A 19,623-nucleotide genomic window follows, 5' to 3' on the forward strand; every position below is an offset into this window, starting at 1 on the left:
ATGGATGTAGAGTTATATAATTTTGAACTACCAGATGAATTGATTGCTCAGACACCACTTCTAGAACGAAGCTCATCTCGATTGCTAACGTTGAATAAAGAAGATGGTAAGACGGAACATCATACATTTAAAGACATTACGGAATATCTTAAGTCAGGTGACACACTTGTATTGAATGATACTCGGGTTATCCCGGCAAGATTGTTTGGTGTGAAAGAGGATACGGGTGCTAAAGCAGAGGTTCTACTACTTAAGAATCTGGGAGAAGATCGCTGGGAAGCGTTAGTGAAGCCAGGGAAAAAGCTGAAACAAGGAAATATTATTGTATTTAGTGATGAACTTAAAGCGGTAATTGAGTCTGAAAGTGATATGGGAGGTAGAGTACTCAAGTTTACGTATAATGGAGTATTTCAAGAAATCCTTGATCTGCTTGGACAAATGCCTCTTCCGCCATATATTAAAGACAAGCTTGATGATCGTGAACGTTATCAGACGGTGTACGCTCGTCATGAGGGTTCAGCAGCGGCGCCTACAGCAGGGCTTCATTTTACAGAGGAATTACTCGATGATATTCGTGCTAAAGGTGTTTCGGTAGCCTTTATTACATTGCATGTGGGATTAGGAACATTTCGACCGATGTCGGTGGAGCGTGTAGAAGACCACGTGATGCATGAAGAGTATTATTCACTTTCTCAGGAAACGGCAGATCTACTAAATGATACTCGTCAAGCTGGGGGTAGAATTATTGCAGTAGGCACAACAACATGTCGAACTCTAGAGACGGTTGGGCAGCAATGTGCTGGAGGACCTTTGAAGGAAAGTAGTGGTTGGACTAGTATCTTCATGTTCCCGGGGTATGAGTTTACGGTAGTAAATGCTTTAATTACAAACTTTCATCTTCCGAAATCTACATTAGTTATGCTAGTGAGTGCCTTAGCAGGGCGAGAACATATTCTCGAAGCGTACAAGCAAGCTGTGAATGAGAGATATCGATTCTTCAGCTTTGGTGATGCTATGTTTATTTATTGAGAAATAGGAAACGGTAAGATTAACAGTTCTACTTAAGTTCTAAATGAATGTTATATAAGGAAGGAATACAAATACACTATGGTAGCAGCAATTACTTATGAACATATTAAAACATGTAAACAATCAGGAGCTCGTCTAGGTCGTGTTCATACACCTCATGGTATTATTGAGACACCTACATTTATGCCTGTAGGGACATTGGCGACGGTTAAAACGATGAGCCCAGAAGAATTAAAGCAAATGGATGCGCAGATTATTCTCAGCAATACCTATCATTTATTTCTACGTCCAGGTCACGACATTATTCGCGAAGCGGGTGGGCTTCACAAATTTATGAATTGGGATCGACCTATTTTGACAGATAGCGGTGGATTTCAAGTGTTTAGTCTTAGTGAAATGCGCAAAATCACGGAAGAAGGCGTTCATTTCCGCTCTCACTTGAATGGTGATAAATTATTCTTGTCTCCAGAAGTTGCTATGGAAATTCAGAATGCACTGGGATCAGATATCATGATGGCATTCGATGAATGTCCACCTTATCCAGCAGAATATGATTATCTAAAGAAATCACTTGAAAGAACATCTCGTTGGGCTGAACGTTGTTTAGAGAGTCATGCTCGTCCGAATGATCAAGGGCTATTCGCAATTGTTCAAGGTGGGATGTATGAAGATTTACGTAAGCAGAGTGCACGCGATTTGACTTCCATGGATTTCCCGGGGTATGCTATTGGTGGACTCAGCGTAGGTGAATCTAAGAAATTAATGTATGATGTATTGGATTACACAATTCCATTGCTTCCAAGCAATAAGCCTCGTTATTTGATGGGTGTTGGATCTCCCGATGCTCTGATCGAAGGTTCTATTCGTGGAGTGGATATGTTTGACTGCGTTCTACCAACACGTATCGCTCGTAATGGGACAACAATGACAAGCGAAGGAAGAGTTGTAATCCGTAACGCTAAGTATGCTCGTGATTACGGTCCATTAGATCCAGCATGTGATTGTTATACATGTAAGAACTACTCGAGAGCTTACTTGCGGCATTTGATTAAGGCAGATGAAACCTTTGGTCTGAGACTGACTACATACCATAACCTGCACTTCTTGCTAGAATTAATGCGCAAGGTTCGTCAGAGTATTATGGACGACAGACTACTTGATTTTCGTGATGAGTTTTTTGAACAGTATGGGCTTTATGAGAACCTTAAAGGGTTCTAGAATGCTGTAATTTATTTAAGGGGGAAATAAGATGACTGAAATGATTCAATTACTTTGGCCGTTTGTTTTGATGTTTGCGATCTTTTACTTTTTATTAATTCGTCCGCAACAAAAGAAACAAAAAGCACGTGCTACGATGTTAAGAGCGCTGGGCAAGGGAGATAAGGTAGTAACCATTGGTGGTCTTCATGGCACAATCGTAGAAATCACTGATGATATTATTGTCCTTCTTGTTAATGATGCAACTAAGCTTACTTTTGACCGTAGCGCGATTAGCCAGGGTGTACGTACAGACGTAGAAAGTAAATAAATTGTAATCTAAAATTTTTTGATAAATGTAAAAGAGGTTGTCCATGTTGTCAAATTGACAGTGGGACAACCTCTTTTATGTGTCTATAAGGATAGTTCCACATCTTTAGAACGATTCCTGTGGTGAAGTTTCTCCTCTTTCTTGAGGGTTGATTTAGCCCAATAAATACCTAAGGTAGTTGCTGTAATGCCTAGTAATGATCCAGCAATCATATCTGTTACCCAATGAATACCAAGATAGAAGATACTGAATAATACAATAACTGCACTTGTGGTCGTTATCATTCTCCAACGACGATTGCCCGAACGAACAGCTAACAACATAATCGTCACAGAGATAGATGTATGAAGACTTGGGAAGCAATTGTCTAGACCAGAGAGGGGTCTATAGGATTCCTCGAATCGAGGGAATACATCTAACATATGAAAAGTGACTCCAGAGAGTGGATAAGACCAGACTTCGCTCACTGGAAAAAAGAGATAAAAAGGAATGGCTACCGCATAATTAATAATGATGGCGAAGCATGTAGCATACACGAACAACTTATTCTTATTCAAGAGGTACACCCCAATTGAGGCAATCAACAGGGACTGAAAAACAATAACATAGAAGAACACACATATCTCTGTAATTATGGGATTATAGAAGAATTCTTGTAGATTTCTTACGAAATGACCTTCTATACCGAACACCCAGGGCGTGAAATCGGCTTGATAATTCATGTTTTTCTCAATTGTTAGTTCATATTTATTAATGAAAAGAATGCCTGCTACACTAATAAATAGAAATAGGAATCTTCGAGAATATATAAGGGTATTTGCGAACTCTTTAATAACCTTAAATGGATTGCGAAGAGATCCTAGCCAAATTAGTATAATAACCATTGCTGTTGAAGCTAAAGTAATCGTTGCCATAGACTGGTAAAGCACAAAAATAGCCTCCTCTTTATAAAATGACTGAAACCAGTGTACCACATAAATAAGGAAGAGACTATTGTTGAAAATTACATATTTTGTCTTAAGTTTACGCCAAACATGCCGCCAATCGCACCAATAACAAATGCAATACCTATCCAAAGAATATGCTCTAAACTTATTGAATTATCTAAAGCGAGAAAACCGATAATAACAATAATTAACCCGTAAAATATACCCGTTAAACCCCCGTTATACCATCCTTTTCGTCCTGAACGCTTACCAGAAACGATACCTCCTACTGCTGCTGAGAACATATGTATTAAATAAATATACACACCCAGATCATGTTCCTGCATTCCGCTTAACCATAAGAACAGAGATAGAATAAATGAACCCATCATCATCCAGAAAAATGCATAACAAAGTCCTGCAAGGATTGGGTTGGTAATTCTTAAAGAGATGAATTGACGAATAAATTGCATATAAGAAACCTCCTTTATAGTCCATATGTTACTGTCATTGTATGATGGGGCTTGCCCCAGTAGTACAACAACAAAGCATAGGGGTATTGCATATTAAATTGCCATTAATTAAAGATAGAGACTACTGCATGAGCTTTATCAAAATAGGTGACAATAGCAATACAAACATGTCCAAGCATGACAAGAATAAGGGAGTTTTTACAATGGATTTCACAAATCACATATTGAGAACATTACTGATGTATTTTGTCATCTATATCACGATTCGTATTATGGGTAAACGAGAAATTGGAAAATTATCTGTTTTTGATTTAGTTATTTCTATTATGATTGCTGAAATTGCTGTTTTTGTGGTAGAAGATGTGAAGCGTCCAGTAATGGAAGGAATTATACCTATGGCCACACTGGTCATTTTACAGATTATTATTGCAAAGATTAGTTTGAAGAATCGAAGATTACGTCTGTTATTTGATGGGAAACCGACCGTTCTCATTTCTAATGGTAAAATTCATCGTGAGGCCATGAAGAAGCAGCGTTATAATCTTGATGATCTAATGCTTCAAATCCGTCAAAAAGATATTGATAACATTGCCGATGTAGAATTTGCGATTCTAGAGACAACAGGTCAACTTACGGTTCTTTCCAAAGATTCAAACTCTGCTGAGGAGTCTTCGTTTAAATCTTCACTAGTTAGAAGGAATAGTAGAGTGAATAGCAGGAGAAGAATTTTGGTTCCTGCAGGTAAACTAACTAATCAAGGTGTACCTGTACCTTTAATTATGGATGGAAGAGTCCAAGATGAAAATTTACATTTGATAAAAAAGACACGATTTTGGCTGAAAAATCAGATTTTAGCAAAAGGTGCGAGCGACTTTAAAGATGTTTTTCTATGCAGTATTGATCATAATAATCATATTTATATTGATCTAAAGGAAAAAGTGAGTGGCCAACCGGTTAAGTGAATTTCTGTTTGGAGCGAAACCAATCCCCGATCATTGGTATTTTTTCTAAATCCCTAAAGGATACGAGCTTAATAGTAAATATAATGATGAAGTAAATAATCATACCTACAATACTTGCTGCAATGAATTGCAACCATGTAAGTTGATGAAATGGAAGTTGGTTATATGCAAATTGGGTCCCTCCTGCCATTACGATCATAGCAGCACCCATTTTCACAAAATCGAGAATCTTGTATTTGAAAGATAACATTCTAGCCACACTGAACCCGTGCAACAATGTAACGATGATGCTGTTAGCAATAATGGCAATGACAGCGCCTAGTATTCCATATTGAGGCTGAGATGCTAAGTACCAAATTAGAAATAACTTAATAACAGAACCAATTAATGTATTGCGCAGAGCCTTTCCAGGATGGTCTAGTGCTTGAAGAGCTGCCATTAATGGAGCTTGAACATAAATAAATAAGCCAAAAGGTGCCATGAGTTTTAACATACTTGATATATCGTGGTCGTTGTATAAAAGTAAACATAACGGAGCAGAGAGGACAAACATTAGTACAGAGAATGGTGCTCCAGTTACAAGCGCTAACCTTAAGGTCTGATTGAGTCTTTTGTGAATCGTAACCATATCTTTACGGGTTGCTGCCTCTGATAAGGATGGAACGAGCGAGACTGCTAATGCAGCAGTAAGTGCCCCTGGTAGTAGCAATAATGGGATGATCATACCTTGCAAGGCTCCATACTGAGCAGTGACAACGGAGGTGGCGAAACCAGCTAACGCAAGACTTTGTGCCGTAATTATGGATTCGAATAAATAAGAGAAGGATCCGACAAGCTTGCCTGCAGTAACAGGGATCGTAATCTTCAGTAATCGACGAAGTACCTTTTTTTGAGGAATGCTAACGGGTTCAGTTTCTAAGTTGTTATATGTATCAGGATCGTCTCCCTTTTTATTCTCAGCATGATACTGCCATAACAATATAAGGAGACCAATAAATTCACCGGCCATAACCCCCAACATGGCTCCAGCCGCTCCAAATTCAATTCCTTTGGGCAGAAGAAGGAATGAGAACCAAAGTACACAGACAATCCTAGCCACTGTCTCTACTATGGAAGATAGGGCTGATGGAATCATATTCTGTTTTCCTTGGAAATATCCCCGATAGACAGAGGATACGGCGACAATTACTAGCATGGGACTCATACCTACAAATGTATGATAGACTCTGGGGTCTGTCAGTATGGTCTGGGTTATCCAAGGGGCGAAGAAGATGGACAATAGCATGAATATAATACCTAGTGTAATTGTTAATGCTAGACTTATGCGTAAGACAGTTTGGGAAGCCTTGGGATTATTTGCTGCCTCAGCTTCGGATACAATCTTGGATACAGCTAGGGGGATACCACCCGTTATTATCGTCATCAATACGATGAAAAATGGATATCCGAGTTGGTAAATCCCAACACCTTCCGCTCCAATGATACGGGGTAAAATAATACGAGGGATAAACCCTAATATACGATTAATGATACCTGCTGCCACTAATATTAAGGTCCCTTGTATAAATGTTTGTTTCTGATATTTATTTAGTTGTCTCTTAGGCTTCTTCACCTGCTCACCCCTCTTTTTCGAGTCAAGCTTAGCCGGTTGTCCAGCATGACCATTACTATATGGATATGCTCAACCTGTCCATTCTCATGCGTAAGCTTTGTAATTCATTTCATAGAAAAAGGAAAATCGGGTTTCAAGGTCGAATAACTTGTTAAGAGATACAGACATCATAGAGAGGAGGAGTACGCGTGGGAGTAGAAGATTTAAGTAGCGTCCAACTCAATGAGGATATTCAGATGATGTGTAAGAGCAAAGCCGAAGAATTTAGACTTATCGGATATGAGCACGTGACTGGTAAAGATGTATGGAATTGCGTTAGTTCAAAATACGAAAAGGAAGGCTTTCCTCCGATCTATAAGTTAGTCAACGATATTTTATCTCTGAAAGTAACGGGGTTTATGAATTTTATGACAATGTCGGCCTATAGGGGATCTACTTTTGAATAGAAGAGGTCCTTTTTGTTTTGGAAAGGAAAGGGTAATGATAATGTTAAATTTTGCGGTGACACGAATTTTACAATATTGATAAATTGACTGCATTTTAACGCATGGCTATAATAGGAATATTGAGAACGAAAGGGGAACTAAGATCGGCATGAAAAGAATTATTAGTTTTTTCGTTACAGTGATCGTGTTAGCTGGCGTAATGGCAGTAACAACTCCAGGATTACTCGATAAGGTCCGATTGGGCCTTGACCTTAAGGGAGGATTTGAAATTCTCTATGAGGCTAAGCCATTAGAAGAAGGACAAGCCGTTACTAAAGAATCCTTGAACCGTACAGCCCAGAGTTTAGAGAAGCGGGCAAATGTCTTAGGAACAAGTGAGCCAGAAGTGACAACAGAAGGAACTAACCGCATTCGTCTGAAGATCGCTGGCGTAACCAACGAGGCTGAGGTTAGGAAGAAAATGAAAGAACCTGCGAATCTAACGTTTCGTAGTTCACCGACTGGTGGCAAGGAAGATGCTGATTTCACTAAAATCGAACTCTTAGGAAGCGATTTTAAAGAGAATGGTGCAGAAGTGGGTTATGACTCTCTAAACCAACCTGAAATTAGTATCCAAGTGAAGGATAAAGCTAAATTCACAGAAATTACAACACGTCTTATCGGCAAAGAATTAGGTATTTTCTTAGATGAAACGATGTTGTCTGCTCCGGTTGTAAGATCGGAATTAACTGATGGAAAAGCTTCCATTAGTGGTAACTACACAAATGATGAAGCTAAGAATCTTCGGGATACGATTAACCTAGGTGCGTTACCACTAAGCCTGACGGAAAAGTATTCTCAAAGCGTAGGAGCTACACTAGGTAAACAATCATTAGATCAGACGATTGTTGCGGGTCTAATCGCTTCGGCCTTTATTCTTCTTTTCATGATTGGGATATATCGTTTACCTGGATTATTAGCGAGTTTTGCTCTGATCTTGCACACATGGTTACTTATTTTAGTATTCGTTCTAGCCGATTTCACATTAACTCTGCCTGGTATAGCAGCATTTATACTCGGGATAGGGATGGCTGTAGATGCTAATATCATAACCAATGAACGAATTAGAGAAGAAATGCGTAATGGTAGAAGTGTATTGTCTTCCGTTAAATTAGGAAATAAATCTTCTTTCCGTACGATAATCGATTCTAATGTTACGACAATCATTGTTGCGAGCTTTATGTTTTATTTCGGAACAGGTGCTGTAAAAGGATTCGCATTAGTACTCATTGTTGAAATTGTATTGAGTATTGCAACGAACGTTTACTTCTCCCACTGGTTGCTTAGCCTCTTGGTTAAGTCAGGCCTACTTAAAGAACCGAAGCAATTTGGTGTGAAGGAGAGTGAAATTCGTGAACTTTAAGAAAGAAATTGATTTTGTTCATGTTAGTAAATATTTTTATACGGTGTCCATCATTTTAACCATCGTAGGGATTATCTGTCTTTCTGTCTTTGGTTTGAATTTTGGAGTAGATTTTCGCTCTGGTTCCAATGTAGATATAACGCTCTCTAAGTCGTTAACACAGAGTCAAATTGACCCCATTCTCAAGAAGATTGGGATTGATGAGGGAACCAGTATTACGCCAGGTGAAAAACGGATGAATATTCGTTTCACTGAAAAGCTAACAGAAGAGCATGATAATCTACTAAGAACTGAGATTCAAAAGTTGGATAGTGCAGCATCTTTTGAGGTCAATACAGTAGATACAGAGATGGCTAAAGAACTTGGAAAAAATGCTATCTATGCAGTGCTTCTATCTTTTATTGGTATCGTTATTTATGTGAGTATTCGTTTTGAATGGCGTTTTGCAATAGCAGCTATATTGTCGCTCATTCATGATGCATTCTTGGTTATCACGGTGTTCTCTATATTCCGTTTAGAAGTGGATTTGATTTTCATCACCGCCGTACTGACAATCATTGGTTATTCTATTAATGACACGATTGTTATATTCGACCGGATACGTGAGAATTTACGTTTCGCTAAGCTGAAGACGAACGAGGACCTTGTTCACTTGGTGAACAAGAGTGTGAATCAAATGCTTAAGCGTTCCATTTATACGGCACTTACTGTCTTTATTGCAGCGCTCTTCCTGTTCCTATTTGGAGGAGAATCCATTAAAATGTTCTCCTTTGCTATGGTTATTGGACTTGTGTTCGGAGCTTATTCTTCGATCTTTATTGCAAGCCCATTCTGGTTTTTCCTTAAGACTAAAGAAAAGAATAAAAAAATTGGAAAAACATCATAAGCTTAAGGGAAATTGGAATAAAACAAAGAAAGCCGCGGTCTATGATGACGCGGCTTTCATATTGATTAGATATGTTGGGGTGCACCATTAGACGCCATTGTTATTGTGAGATGGGATGACCACGTATGTAGAGAGAATAGAGTTATCGGCATTGAAGTTGCTAGAGGGGGGCTCATGTGACTATACAACGTTTAGCGCCAACGGAAACCGTAACTTGGACAGGAATTATTTGTGAATTCGGTCTTGCTTTGTTTAAAGGGATTGTTGGATATTTCTCAGATAGCAAGGCTTTACTAGGAGATGCATTGTATTCAGCGACGGAAGCTTCTACTTCATTAGCAGAAAAAATTCCTTTGAAACAACCGACTACGCATAGAGGTAATCGTAAATCTGCTAAAACATCACCTGTAATAGCCATTCTTTTTTCAGTCTTAGTTCTTATAGGAGGATTACAAATTGCTACGAGTGCGATTATGAATCTTTCGAAAGAAGACCTGAAATCACCGGAGCCATTCTCAGTGATTGCTATCTTTGTATCTCTCGCGGTAAGAGAAGCTATCTTTCAATTTCAATATCGTGTATCCAAAAAAAGAAATGAAGGTAAACATACCGTATATGTTGCAAAACACCGTCTAGGTTTATATTCATCTTTTATCGTATTATTAGGTGTTATTCTTTCGTTCACAGGTGATATGTACGGGTGGCCTGGATTATTATACATGGATTCTATTGCAGCTTTAATTGTATCCGTTCTTGTACTAAGAAAAGGGTATCTTATAATCGTGAATTCTGTTTATGGGAGGATTGCTCATCAGGAAATAGAAGAAGAAAATTCCGCTAATTTTATTGATACAGTCCAACGCGTGCACGGAATCATAACAGTGGATGATCTGAAATCACATGAACATGGGCATTATATTATTATTTATGTAAAAGTGAGTGTTAATCCGCGAATTACGGTTTTGGAAGCGCAAGATATTGCTGAGCGTGCGAAGAAACTTTTGATGAATCGGTTTCTACATGTTAGTGATGTGAATATTCAAGTAGTTCCTTATGATCCTGGGTACCCTTACAAGTCTAATCATGAATTAACAAGTCGGGATACGCCGACATTACTCCAGTAGTCACAATGTTGAATGAAATATGAACAAGGTAGGGAAAGAAAGGTGAACACACGTGCTCCATTCGAAGTATAAGTGGCAGCCACAGGCATACGACGCTAATGCTAGTCAACAATTCGCTGAGGTATTGTCTATTTCTCCGATGCTTGCTTCCCTTCTTATCTCAAGAGGAATTTGCACCGTTGAAGAGGCTAACATGTTTATAAAAGGGAATATGGATGATTTACATGATCCTTTCCTGTTACACGGAATGACAGAAGCGGTTCCTAGAATTCTCCAAGCTGTTGATAGTGAAGAACATATTTTAGTATATGGGGACTATGATGCAGACGGGGTATCGAGTACATCATTGATGATCCATCTCATGCGCCACTTGGGGGCATCCTTCGATATTTACATACCACATCGTTCTAACGAGGGGTATGGGCTTCATAACCATGCGATGGATTGGGCTCATCAACAAGGAGTCTCATTAATGATAACAGTTGATACAGGAATAAGTGCGGTTGAGCAGGTAGCTTATGCTAATTCCTTAGGGATTGATGTTATTATTACGGATCACCACGAGCCTCCTGAGGTTTTGCCAAATGCTTACGCCCTCATTAATCCTAAGCTATCTGATTGCTCATATCCATATAAAGGATTAGCCGGTGTAGGGGTGGCATACAAGTTATGTCAGGCTTTATTAGGCAATCCTCCTATCGAATGGACAGAGCTTGTAGCGATTGGAACTGTAGCTGATTTAATGCCACTGACAGGTGAGAATCGTATCTTAGTTCAGACGGGGATTGCATCCATGCGCAAATCGTCTTTTCAAGGAATTAAGGCTTTACTCGAAGTGAGTGGCATTGTTAAGGAGACAGTAACTTCCACCAACATTGCGTTTGGTATGGCTCCTAGAATTAATGCAAGTGGAAGATTAGATCATGCAGGAAGAGCCGTATCTTTATTGACTACTGAAGATTCATCGGTTGCTCTAGGTCTTGCCCACGAGTTAGATCATTTGAATAAACAAAGACAACAGGTTGTAGAAGATATCCTTCAAGAAGCACTTACACAACTGGAGACAAAGATACAGAATGGTGGTCTACCGTCTTGCATTGTGTTGGCAGGTAAAGGTTGGAATGTCGGTGTAGTAGGCATTGTAGCATCTAAAATATTAGAACGTTACTATCGTCCGGTCCTCATATTAGGCATTGATGAAGGGACAGGCACATGTAAAGGTTCTGCTCGTTCAATACCTGGACTTGATATGTATGATGCTTTAACGTCATGCAAACATTTAATGGATCATTATGGTGGTCATCCTGCAGCAGCAGGAATGAGTCTGCCAATAGAACACTTAAGTGAATTTGAAATTGCACTAAATCAATATGCAAAGACCATTCTAGTCACAGAGGATCTCATTCCTGTAGTTGAGGCCGATGGGGAATGGAAGATATCAGATTTATCTATCTCAGTTATTGAAGAGTTAGAGTTATTACAACCATTTGGGATGGCTAATCCAGTTCCACGGTTCATTATCAGGGATGTTGTGTTGCAAGAAAGTCGTACAATGGGACGCGAACATAATCACCTTAGACTTACGATGCAACAAGGAAATAACAGGCTAGAAGCTGTTGCTTTCGGTCAAGGAAATCTTTCTGAGCTACTGACCTCAGGGAGTTCCTTGGATGTTATCGGAGAATTGTCAATTAATGAATGGAATGGTTCCCGCAAACTGCAACTTATGCTTCATGATCTAGCGATATCTGAACCCCAAGTGTATGATTTGCGTGGCGCGAAAGATCCACAGATGGAGATAAATCGTTATCTACAAATGATGGGTCCTCGCTTACGTGGTCAATCTTCACAAGTTGGTGTAATTTTTGAAGAAAAGCGGCTAGCGGATATAAGAAATGATTTGAACGAACTATCCCTTTGGGTATATGATAAGAACGGTGGAATGATAAGCTCTAATTCATTGGCAGAACAAGGGAAGGATGATATAACGACTTTGTTTGTTTTGGACGCACCGCTGTCTCCTCGGCAGTTAGATGAAATGATGACAACATATAAGTCATTACGAAATATCGTCTTACTACATGACATGGATGTCCCAGAGAAACTTCAAGTTCCTGATCGGGAATTATTTAAAAAGTTGTATATATTATTGTCTCGTATTGGATCTGTTCCTGTATCTGAAAGAGATGTATTATCACAGATCAGTCGTCAATCATCAACATCTGTGAGGATGCTCTCTATGATGATGGATGTATTTGAAGAGTTGTCCTTTATTGAACGAAGTCAAGGTTCTATAACGATTGTGTCTAAACCTCCCAAGAAAGACCTGGATGATTCATTACACTTTCGGGAGCTAGGAAAACTTGCAGAAATGGAGCAGAATTTGTTCCATACGAACACAATGCAATTGACAAATTGGATGATAACCCTGTTAAAGGCTATTTCATAATACCCAGTTGTATCGCTCAAAACATTGGTTTATGCTTTGGAAGTATGTTTTTAGAAGTAAACCCAAGAAGTATCGCTCAAAACATTAGTTTATGCTTTCGAGGTATGCTTTTCGAAGTAAACCAAGAAGTATCGCTCAAAACATTTTAGGAGGAAATTAACTTGAATTTAAAAGATTCTATTCGTGTCATTCCTGATTTTCCAGAACAGGGAATTAGCTTTAAAGATATAACAACGTTACTTAAAGATGGTGTGATGTACAAGAAAGCGATTGATGAACTTAAAGAGCTTATTAAGCATCTTGAAATAGATCTTATTGCTGGTCCAGAGGCTCGCGGTTTTGTCGTAGGAGCACCTCTTGCTTACGCATTGGGCGTTGGTTTTGTTCCGATTCGTAAAAGCGGTAAACTTCCTTATGAGACTATCGAATTGGGATATAACTTGGAATATGGTAATGACAGTCTAGCGATGCACACGGATGCTATTGAGAAAGGTCAAAAAGTATTAATTGCTGATGATCTTCTTGCTACGGGTGGAACGATCTCAACTTCAGTTAACTTAGTTCGCCAACTAGGTGGGGTTGTAGTGGGGGCTGCTTTCTTAATTGAGTTAGATCCATTAAAAGGACGCGACAAATTGACGGATGTTGAAGTGTTCTCACTTCTATCTTACGAAGACTAGAGATTACGTTCTAGCTTTAAGGGCTTATTGATACGACAAAAGACCTCTTCCTACTTTTTAGGGAAGAGGTTTTTTGTTCAGCAATGACAAATTAGGGATTTATTTCTCGCCAATCGAAGCTTCTTCTTTTTCATTAGATAATCCAAGTACTTCTAATAATTTGATGAATAAACTAAGGGCAATCCCGACGATGGTTGCTAAGGCCATACCTTTAAGTTCAATACCGTAAATATGAAGAGTAGCTCCACTTAGACCAATAACTAAGACAAGAGTAGCTAGAATCATATTCGATGCTTTAGAGAAATCAACTTTTTGTTCTACAAATATACGAAGACCAGAAGCTGCAATAACACCGAACAACAGAAGAGACACGCCCCCCATTACAGCAGGAGGTATTTCTGAAATCACAGAGGAGAAGGTTCCAGAGAAAGATAGGAGAATAGCAATAATAGCAGCTCCACCAATGACAAAGACGGAGTATACCTTTGTGAGTGCCATTACACCGATATTCTCCCCATAGGTCGTATTAGGTGTTGAACCAACAAATCCGGAGACAATAGTTGAAATCCCATTCCCAAGTAGTGAGCGGTGAAGACCGGGATCTTTATTGAGATCTTTCCCAACAATATTACTTGTCACAAGTAAATGACCTATATGTTCTACAATGACCACTAGAGACACTGGAATGATCGTTAGGATGACAGATAAGTTAAAGCTTGGTGTTGTAATATGTGGGGTTGCGAAGAAATTAGCGTTAGCAATTGCGGAACTGTTAACTTCACCCATGAAGTATGCCAGCATATACCCTGTTACAATACCTATCAAGATATGGATGATCTTGGGGAATCCTCTGAAGACGAGCGCACCAATAATGGTAACACCTAGCGTTGTCATGGATATAATGATGGTAGGCATATCGGGAGTCCAACTGGCCGCTGCTACCGCATCCTCAGGACCAATAAGACCTGCCATCCGTGCGGCTACAGGTACAATCTCGAGACCAATGGTTGCTACGATAGCACCCATAACTGCTGGAGGGAATACGACATTAATCCAAGCCGTACCTACACGTTGGACAATCAAGGCTACGATACAAAAAATAACTCCAGTAACAATAAATGCCCCTAGCGCCAAGGAATAACCTTGATCAGGGTCCTTGAGTATTAGTGAACTAACAGGCGCTATAAATGCAAAGCTGGAGCCTAAGTATGCGGGGATTTTCCCTTTACAAATTAAGATATAGAACAAGGTACCGATACCATTCATTAATAGAATCATACCTGGATCGACTCCGAACAGATTAGGTACTAACACAGTGCTTCCAAACATGGCGAATAAGTGTTGTAGGCTTAGTAGGAAGCCGGGGCCAAGAGGCAATCGCTCATTTACTTGAATTTCTCGTTGCAAAGATTTTCACTCCTAATTGATTTAGTGTTTTTCCTGTATAAAAAATGATCTTATATAGATTAATTAGATTTGCTGAATATTACAATAACATTTTCGAAATAATCACTTATAAGCCACTTTCATGTTGAAAATGGCACTTCATTGTCAACCCATGCTTTGGATTAGCTGAAGTGTTGACGTATTACGTCACAAGCGTCATAATTAATAAAAAATCACACGGAGGGAACCTGCACAGATTATTGGAAATGCGGGTTCCATTTTATATAGAAGGGAAACGGCATAAACTAGATGGGCATAGAGCGATTACTTGAAAAGGCTGAAGCCTATATAAAAGAAAATGATCTTATCCGCATCCAAGAAGCATACGACTTCGCGGAACAAGCTCATCACGGACAGGTTCGGAAATCAGGCGAACCCTATATTCTGCATCCGCTAGCGGTTGCAGATATTGTCGTGAGCATGCAGATGGACTCCTTGTCTGTTATAGCGGCTCTCTTACATGATGTCGTTGAAGATACGACAGTCTCTTTAGTTGATATTCGTAACCAATTCGGAGATACCTGTGCGATGCTTGTAGATGGACTTACTAAGCTAGAACGCATTAAGTTCCGTTCTAAAGAAGAACAACAAAATGAGAACTATAGAAAAATGTTTATTGCGATGGCACAGGATATTCGTGTCATTGTGATTAAATTAGCAGATCGCCTTCATAATATGCGTACATTGAAGTTCCAATCGGAGGAAAGTCAGCGCCGAATTGCATATGAAACATTGGAGATTTTTTGTCCTATTGCAGATCGGTTAGGTATTTCTGCTATCAAAGGAGAAATGGAAGACCTTTCTCTAAGATATTTAAATCCTCAACAATATTATCGTATAGCGAATCTGATTCACAAAAAACGTGCAGAACGTGAAGAATTTGTCGACAGTGTTATTCTGAGAATTAAAGAAAAGTTGGACGAAATGGGTATCGAAGGTGAGCTTTCTGGGCGTCCTAAACATATTTATAGCGTATTCAACAAAATGACGACTAAAAACAAACAATTCAATGAAATCTATGATTTGCTTGCTATTCGTATCATTGTAGACAATATCAAAGATTGTTATGCCACATTAGGGATTATCCATACGTTATGGAAACCGATGCCTGGACGCTTTAAAGATTATATAGCTATGCCAAAAGCGAATATGTATCAATCACTTCATACAACCGTGGTTGGTCCTAATGGGGAGCCTACAGAAGTCCAAATTCGTACCCTCGATATGCATCGTACAGCAGAATTTGGTATAGCTGCACATTGGGCGTATAAGGAAGGCACATCTGCTGTGGGTACCTTTGAGAATAAAATGACATTTTTCAGAGAGATCCTTGAACTTCAACATGAGGCCAAAGATGCTTCTGAATTTGTAGAATCACTTAAGATGGACTTTTTCTCTGATCTAGTCTTTGTGTTTACCCCTAAAGGGGAAGTTGTTGAACTTCCATCAGGGTCTGTACCGTTAGATTATGCTTATAGAATTCATACTGAAGTTGGGAATCGCACCATTGGTTCTAAAGTCAATGGTCGAATCGTACCGTTGGATCATAGGCTGAAGACCGGGGATATTGTCGAAATCATGACTTCCAAACACTCATACGGACCCAGTCAGGATTGGCTTAAGATCGCTCAATCTTCTCACGCCAAAAGTAAAATTAAACAATGGTTCAAGAAGGAACGACGGGAAGAGAATGTTGAAAAAGGACATGATTCCATTGAACGAGAACTCAAGCGCCTTGGATTGGAACCTTCGGAATGGATGACAGATGATAAGTTAATGGAAGTAGCTAAGAAGTTTGCTTTCAATGACCCTGAAGATATGCTCTCTGCTGTAGGATTTAGTGGTATAACCGCCTCTCAAATTGTTACACGTCTGACGGAGAAGTTACGCAAAGAGCAAGAAGAAGCAAACATGATTGAATTGACCTCGGAAATCAAAGAAATCAAAGCACCTACCGTAGAAAAGAAAAATCGCCCTACGAACGGCGTTCGCGTTAAAGGGATAGATAATTTATTGATACGATTTGCAAGGTGCTGTAATCCAGTACCTGGCGATGAAATAATCGGTTATGTTACACGTGGAAGAGGTGTGTCTATACATCGTATGGATTGTCCGAATATTCCTACTGAAGGTGATGGTGAGGAAGCGGCACGGGTTATCGAAGTGGAATGGGAAGGGCAGCTTGAAGCGAATTATAGTGTCGATATTGAGATTACCGGTCATGACCGTAACGGACTCTTAAATGAGGTATTACAGGCGGTATCCGAGATGAAGACGAATATATCTGCGGTTACCGGACGTTCTGATAAGAATAAAATGGCACAGATGCACATGACCATCCTAATTCGTAATACGGATCACCTTCATTCTGTTGTTGAGCGGATTAAGAGGGTGAAGGATGTGTACACGGTACACCGAATTATCCAGTAATCAGGGATATGTGATAAAGGAGCGAGTACGTTCATATGAAAGTGGTTGTACAACGCTGTAAAGAGGCTTCTGTTACCGTTAGTGGTGATATCGTTGGTAAGATAGATCAAGGTCTAATGGTGCTCGTAGGGGTCACTCATGAAGACACAGAGAAGGACGCTAAATACCTGGTTGAGAAGATAGCAGGCTTGCGTATTTTTGAAGATGATCTTGGTAAAATGAACCATAGTGTCGTAGATATGGGTGGAGCTATATTATCGGTATCTCAATTCACGTTATATGGTGATTGCCGTAAAGGCAGACGACCGAACTTTATGGCTGCAGCGAAACCTGATATAGCAAAAGATCTTTATGAATACTTCAATCGTGAATTGATAGCTAAAGGGATACATGTCGAAACAGGTCAATTCGGTGAAATGATGGATGTTTCCTTTACAAATTGGGGACCAGTGACCTTGATTATCGATAGTCGTGTAGACGCATAGAAGGTCTGCTTGAAGGGAATGGTAAGAATAGAGCTCAAGAGATATTCTTATCTATATAGATCGAACTAAAGTATATTGTCTGTGGTTCGATTTATTTACCAAAGGAGCGCTTTATCACATGCGTCAGTCATCCAAACAATGCTCATCGCAAGTGTTACCGACGATACCGATAGGTCATTTTAATGAAATCCTTCAAAGTGATCGTGCTTCAAAGTGTGTGTCATATCCAATGTGGGCGGTATGCCCTAAGGGAAACCATCGAGATGATATACCTAGAATGTAGATCCATGAATATGATAATTATTGTGAACTGGGACAACCTTTGAGGGTTGTCTTTTTTTAATATGATAACTTATATCAATCGAGTGCGGAGAGCTCAACCTGTTTACTTGATTTAGTGTGTTATAAAATACGCTAGTTAGGGTAATAACAAGTACACCCTAAAGAAAAAGGAGCGCGATACTATGAGTAAAGTAGTTGCTTTTCTATTAGCAAATCAATTTGAAGATTCCGAAATGAAAGAACCATACGATGCTGTAATAAAAGCTGGACATAAGGCTATTATTATTGGACTGAAAAAAGGTGAAATACTTAAAGGTAAAAAAGGACAATCTACCTATACAACAGATCAAGCTATAGCAGATAGCAAAATAGTAGATTATGATGCCATTGTTATTCCTGGGGGTTCTTCCCCTGAGGCATTACGCTTGAATTCAAATATATTAGAGTTCGTTAAAGAGGCTAACGATAAGAAGTTACCCATTGCTGCGATCTGTCACGGACCACAGATACTCATTAGTGCAGCCTTGCTTAATGGACGCACGATTACTTCGTATCAGGCACTACAAGATGATGTGGTCAACGCAGGTGCTAAATTCAAGGATGAGGAAGTTGTGGTCGATGGGAACTTCATTACTTCGCGTACACCTGAGGATGAACCCGCGTTTATTCGTGAATTATTGAAGGTACTCTGACTTATAAATGTTCTATGATTTCTATGAGAAAAAGGAGGTTTTATCATGTCTAAGCAAATCCAAGCGTATTTCCAGACAGAAGATCAAGCTGAAGGTGCCAAAACGACCCTTCTTACGTATAAAACAGAGCATTTAGAAGTTAGCAAGTTAGCAGATTCGATTAATCGCGATAGTAATCTTATATTTCCTTTAGTTGGGATTAATACATCGGGGAATATCAATACTTCTGGAGCAGTAGGAATTATGGGAGCGGGTGGCGTGGCAGGAATCAATATTGTGCCTACCTTGAATAACAATATTGATGAGCGCGATATGGATGTCGAGTCAAATGTAAATGATGAAGGAGTGTTATGGAACACTACTGAGGTTACCTCTGATGATGTTGAGAATCTTAATTATGTTCTTGTAGCAAAAGTTCAGGATGAGGATTATGAAGAGGTTGTCCAAAAGCTTCGTGAACATCAAGCCTTTGTTGAGAAAGTGGACTAGACAGCGCTTAAGTAAAGCGCTTTCCAAAATGTAATATAAATGTAATATAGAATTCATGTTCTCTTAACATAGTCTGACTATAATAAACCTATGACCCCCTTTTTTAATATAACTTTTGACCTACAATATCGATTGTGGGTCTTTTTTTGTCGTAAAATGAATGTCCGCTATTGACTTTAGTACGCTAGTTCATTACAATCTAAAAATAGTTGAAAATCGATTCAATGACAGGATAAAGTAATCTAGGCCCCACAAGATCAGAGAAGAGTCCCTTGGCTGTAA

At 39.3% G+C, this 19,623-nt stretch carries 18 protein-coding genes; 14 read left to right on the forward strand and 4 right to left on the reverse strand.

Annotated features, from left to right (window positions below; genetic code table 11):
* From queA to yajC, 3 genes are all read left to right on the forward strand, one after another.
* Positions 1–1,029: a tRNA preQ1(34) S-adenosylmethionine ribosyltransferase-isomerase QueA gene (gene queA / locus PBAT_RS22550; RefSeq protein WP_068652921.1), complete on the forward strand. Its 1,029-nt coding sequence runs from the start codon at positions 1–3 to the stop codon at positions 1,027–1,029.
* A gap of 78 nt (positions 1,030–1,107) precedes the next feature.
* The gene (tgt, locus tag PBAT_RS22555; protein WP_068588057.1) at positions 1,108–2,247 is read left to right on the forward strand and encodes a tRNA guanosine(34) transglycosylase Tgt; all 1,140 of its coding nucleotides are present in this window, start codon (positions 1,108–1,110) and stop codon (positions 2,245–2,247) included.
* A gap of 31 nt (positions 2,248–2,278) precedes the next feature.
* Positions 2,279–2,557, forward strand: a complete 279-nt coding sequence (yajC, locus tag PBAT_RS22560) for a preprotein translocase subunit YajC (protein WP_068652922.1) — start codon at positions 2,279–2,281, stop codon at positions 2,555–2,557.
* 83 nt (positions 2,558–2,640) lie between these two features.
* Here the strand turns inward: yajC and PBAT_RS22565 are convergent, their stop codons facing one another.
* Positions 2,641–3,486, reverse strand: a complete 846-nt coding sequence (locus PBAT_RS22565) for a phosphatase PAP2 family protein (protein WP_246168290.1) — start codon at positions 3,484–3,486, stop codon at positions 2,641–2,643.
* Between the two features lie 74 nt (positions 3,487–3,560).
* Complete coding sequence (locus PBAT_RS22570) at positions 3,561–3,956, reverse strand: TIGR04086 family membrane protein (RefSeq protein ID WP_068652923.1); 396 nt, start codon at positions 3,954–3,956, stop codon at positions 3,561–3,563.
* A 203-nt stretch (positions 3,957–4,159) separates the two neighbouring features.
* Here PBAT_RS22570 and PBAT_RS22575 point away from each other — a divergent pair, with 203 nt between their 5' ends.
* Entirely contained in the window at positions 4,160–4,918 is a 759-nt protein-coding gene (locus tag PBAT_RS22575; RefSeq protein WP_068652924.1) for a YetF domain-containing protein, read from the forward strand.
* Here the strand turns inward: PBAT_RS22575 and spoVB are convergent.
* Positions 4,911–6,530, reverse strand: coding sequence for a stage V sporulation protein B (gene spoVB, locus PBAT_RS22580; protein WP_068652925.1), 1,620 nt, complete (start codon positions 6,528–6,530; stop codon positions 4,911–4,913). The genes PBAT_RS22575 and spoVB overlap by 8 nt on opposite strands.
* 188 nt (positions 6,531–6,718) lie before the next feature.
* Here spoVB and PBAT_RS22585 point away from each other — a divergent pair, with 188 nt between their 5' ends.
* The 6 genes from PBAT_RS22585 to PBAT_RS22610 all read left to right on the forward strand — a co-directional run bounded on the left by PBAT_RS22585 (position 6,719) and on the right by PBAT_RS22610 (position 13,517).
* A complete protein-coding gene (locus PBAT_RS22585) occupies positions 6,719–6,976 on the forward strand; it encodes a post-transcriptional regulator (protein WP_068652926.1) in 258 nt (85 codons plus the stop codon).
* Between the two features lie 148 nt (positions 6,977–7,124).
* Positions 7,125–8,378, forward strand: coding sequence for a protein translocase subunit SecD (gene secD, locus PBAT_RS22590; RefSeq protein ID WP_068652927.1), 1,254 nt, complete (start codon positions 7,125–7,127; stop codon positions 8,376–8,378).
* The gene (gene secF, locus PBAT_RS22595; RefSeq protein ID WP_068652928.1) at positions 8,368–9,264 is read left to right on the forward strand and encodes a protein translocase subunit SecF; all 897 of its coding nucleotides are present in this window, start codon (positions 8,368–8,370) and stop codon (positions 9,262–9,264) included. The genes secD and secF overlap by 11 nt, the downstream gene beginning before the upstream one ends.
* Positions 9,265–9,440: 176 nt before the next feature.
* Positions 9,441–10,388, forward strand: coding sequence for a cation diffusion facilitator family transporter (locus PBAT_RS22600; RefSeq protein ID WP_068652929.1), 948 nt, complete (start codon positions 9,441–9,443; stop codon positions 10,386–10,388).
* Between the two features lie 52 nt (positions 10,389–10,440).
* The gene (gene recJ, locus PBAT_RS22605; protein WP_068652930.1) at positions 10,441–12,837 is read left to right on the forward strand and encodes a single-stranded-DNA-specific exonuclease RecJ; all 2,397 of its coding nucleotides are present in this window, start codon (positions 10,441–10,443) and stop codon (positions 12,835–12,837) included.
* Between the two features lie 161 nt (positions 12,838–12,998).
* Positions 12,999–13,517: an adenine phosphoribosyltransferase gene (locus tag PBAT_RS22610; RefSeq protein ID WP_068652931.1), complete on the forward strand. Its 519-nt coding sequence runs from the start codon at positions 12,999–13,001 to the stop codon at positions 13,515–13,517.
* Positions 13,518–13,616: 99 nt separating this feature from the next.
* Here PBAT_RS22610 and uraA read toward each other — a convergent pair whose 3' ends face one another.
* A complete protein-coding gene (gene uraA, locus PBAT_RS22615; protein WP_068652932.1) occupies positions 13,617–14,924 on the reverse strand; it encodes a uracil permease in 1,308 nt (435 codons plus the stop codon).
* A 288-nt stretch (positions 14,925–15,212) separates the two neighbouring features.
* Between uraA and PBAT_RS22620 the strand changes: the two genes are divergently transcribed.
* From PBAT_RS22620 to PBAT_RS22635, 4 genes are all read left to right on the forward strand, one after another.
* Positions 15,213–17,393 (forward strand): RelA/SpoT family protein, encoded by a 2,181-nt coding sequence (locus PBAT_RS22620; protein WP_068652933.1) that lies wholly within the window; start codon positions 15,213–15,215, stop codon positions 17,391–17,393.
* A 35-nt stretch (positions 17,394–17,428) separates the two neighbouring features.
* Positions 17,429–17,878 (forward strand): D-aminoacyl-tRNA deacylase, encoded by a 450-nt coding sequence (gene dtd, locus PBAT_RS22625; protein ID WP_068652934.1) that lies wholly within the window; start codon positions 17,429–17,431, stop codon positions 17,876–17,878.
* Positions 17,879–18,342: 464 nt separating this feature from the next.
* Complete coding sequence (locus PBAT_RS22630) at positions 18,343–18,852, forward strand: type 1 glutamine amidotransferase domain-containing protein (RefSeq protein WP_068652935.1); 510 nt, start codon at positions 18,343–18,345, stop codon at positions 18,850–18,852.
* A gap of 45 nt (positions 18,853–18,897) precedes the next feature.
* Positions 18,898–19,341: a hypothetical protein gene (locus tag PBAT_RS22635; RefSeq protein ID WP_068652936.1), complete on the forward strand. Its 444-nt coding sequence runs from the start codon at positions 18,898–18,900 to the stop codon at positions 19,339–19,341.
* Positions 19,342–19,623 lie beyond the last annotated feature (282 nt).

Source organism: Paenibacillus antarcticus (assembly GCF_001637225.1).
Lineage (GTDB): Bacteria > Bacillota > Bacilli > Paenibacillales > Paenibacillaceae > Paenibacillus_AQ > Paenibacillus_AQ antarcticus.

Excerpts from the sequence above, each read along its gene's own strand:
- queA (WP_068652921.1), top strand. The coding sequence starts at position 1 with ATGGATGTAGAGTTATATAATTTTGAACTACCAGATGAATTGATTGCT.
- tgt (WP_068588057.1), top strand. The coding sequence starts at position 1,108 with ATGGTAGCAGCAATTACTTATGAACATATTAAAACATGTAAACAATCA.
- yajC (WP_068652922.1), top strand. The coding sequence starts at position 2,279 with ATGACTGAAATGATTCAATTACTTTGGCCGTTTGTTTTGATGTTTGCG.
- PBAT_RS22570 (WP_068652923.1), bottom strand. The coding sequence starts at position 3,956 with ATGCAATTTATTCGTCAATTCATCTCTTTAAGAATTACCAACCCAATC.
- PBAT_RS22575 (WP_068652924.1), top strand. The coding sequence starts at position 4,160 with ATGGATTTCACAAATCACATATTGAGAACATTACTGATGTATTTTGTC.
- secD (WP_068652927.1), top strand. The coding sequence starts at position 7,125 with ATGAAAAGAATTATTAGTTTTTTCGTTACAGTGATCGTGTTAGCTGGC.
- PBAT_RS22620 (WP_068652933.1), top strand. The coding sequence starts at position 15,213 with ATGGGCATAGAGCGATTACTTGAAAAGGCTGAAGCCTATATAAAAGAA.
- dtd (WP_068652934.1), top strand. The coding sequence starts at position 17,429 with ATGAAAGTGGTTGTACAACGCTGTAAAGAGGCTTCTGTTACCGTTAGT.
- PBAT_RS22630 (WP_068652935.1), top strand. The coding sequence starts at position 18,343 with ATGAGTAAAGTAGTTGCTTTTCTATTAGCAAATCAATTTGAAGATTCC.
- PBAT_RS22635 (WP_068652936.1), top strand. The coding sequence starts at position 18,898 with ATGTCTAAGCAAATCCAAGCGTATTTCCAGACAGAAGATCAAGCTGAA.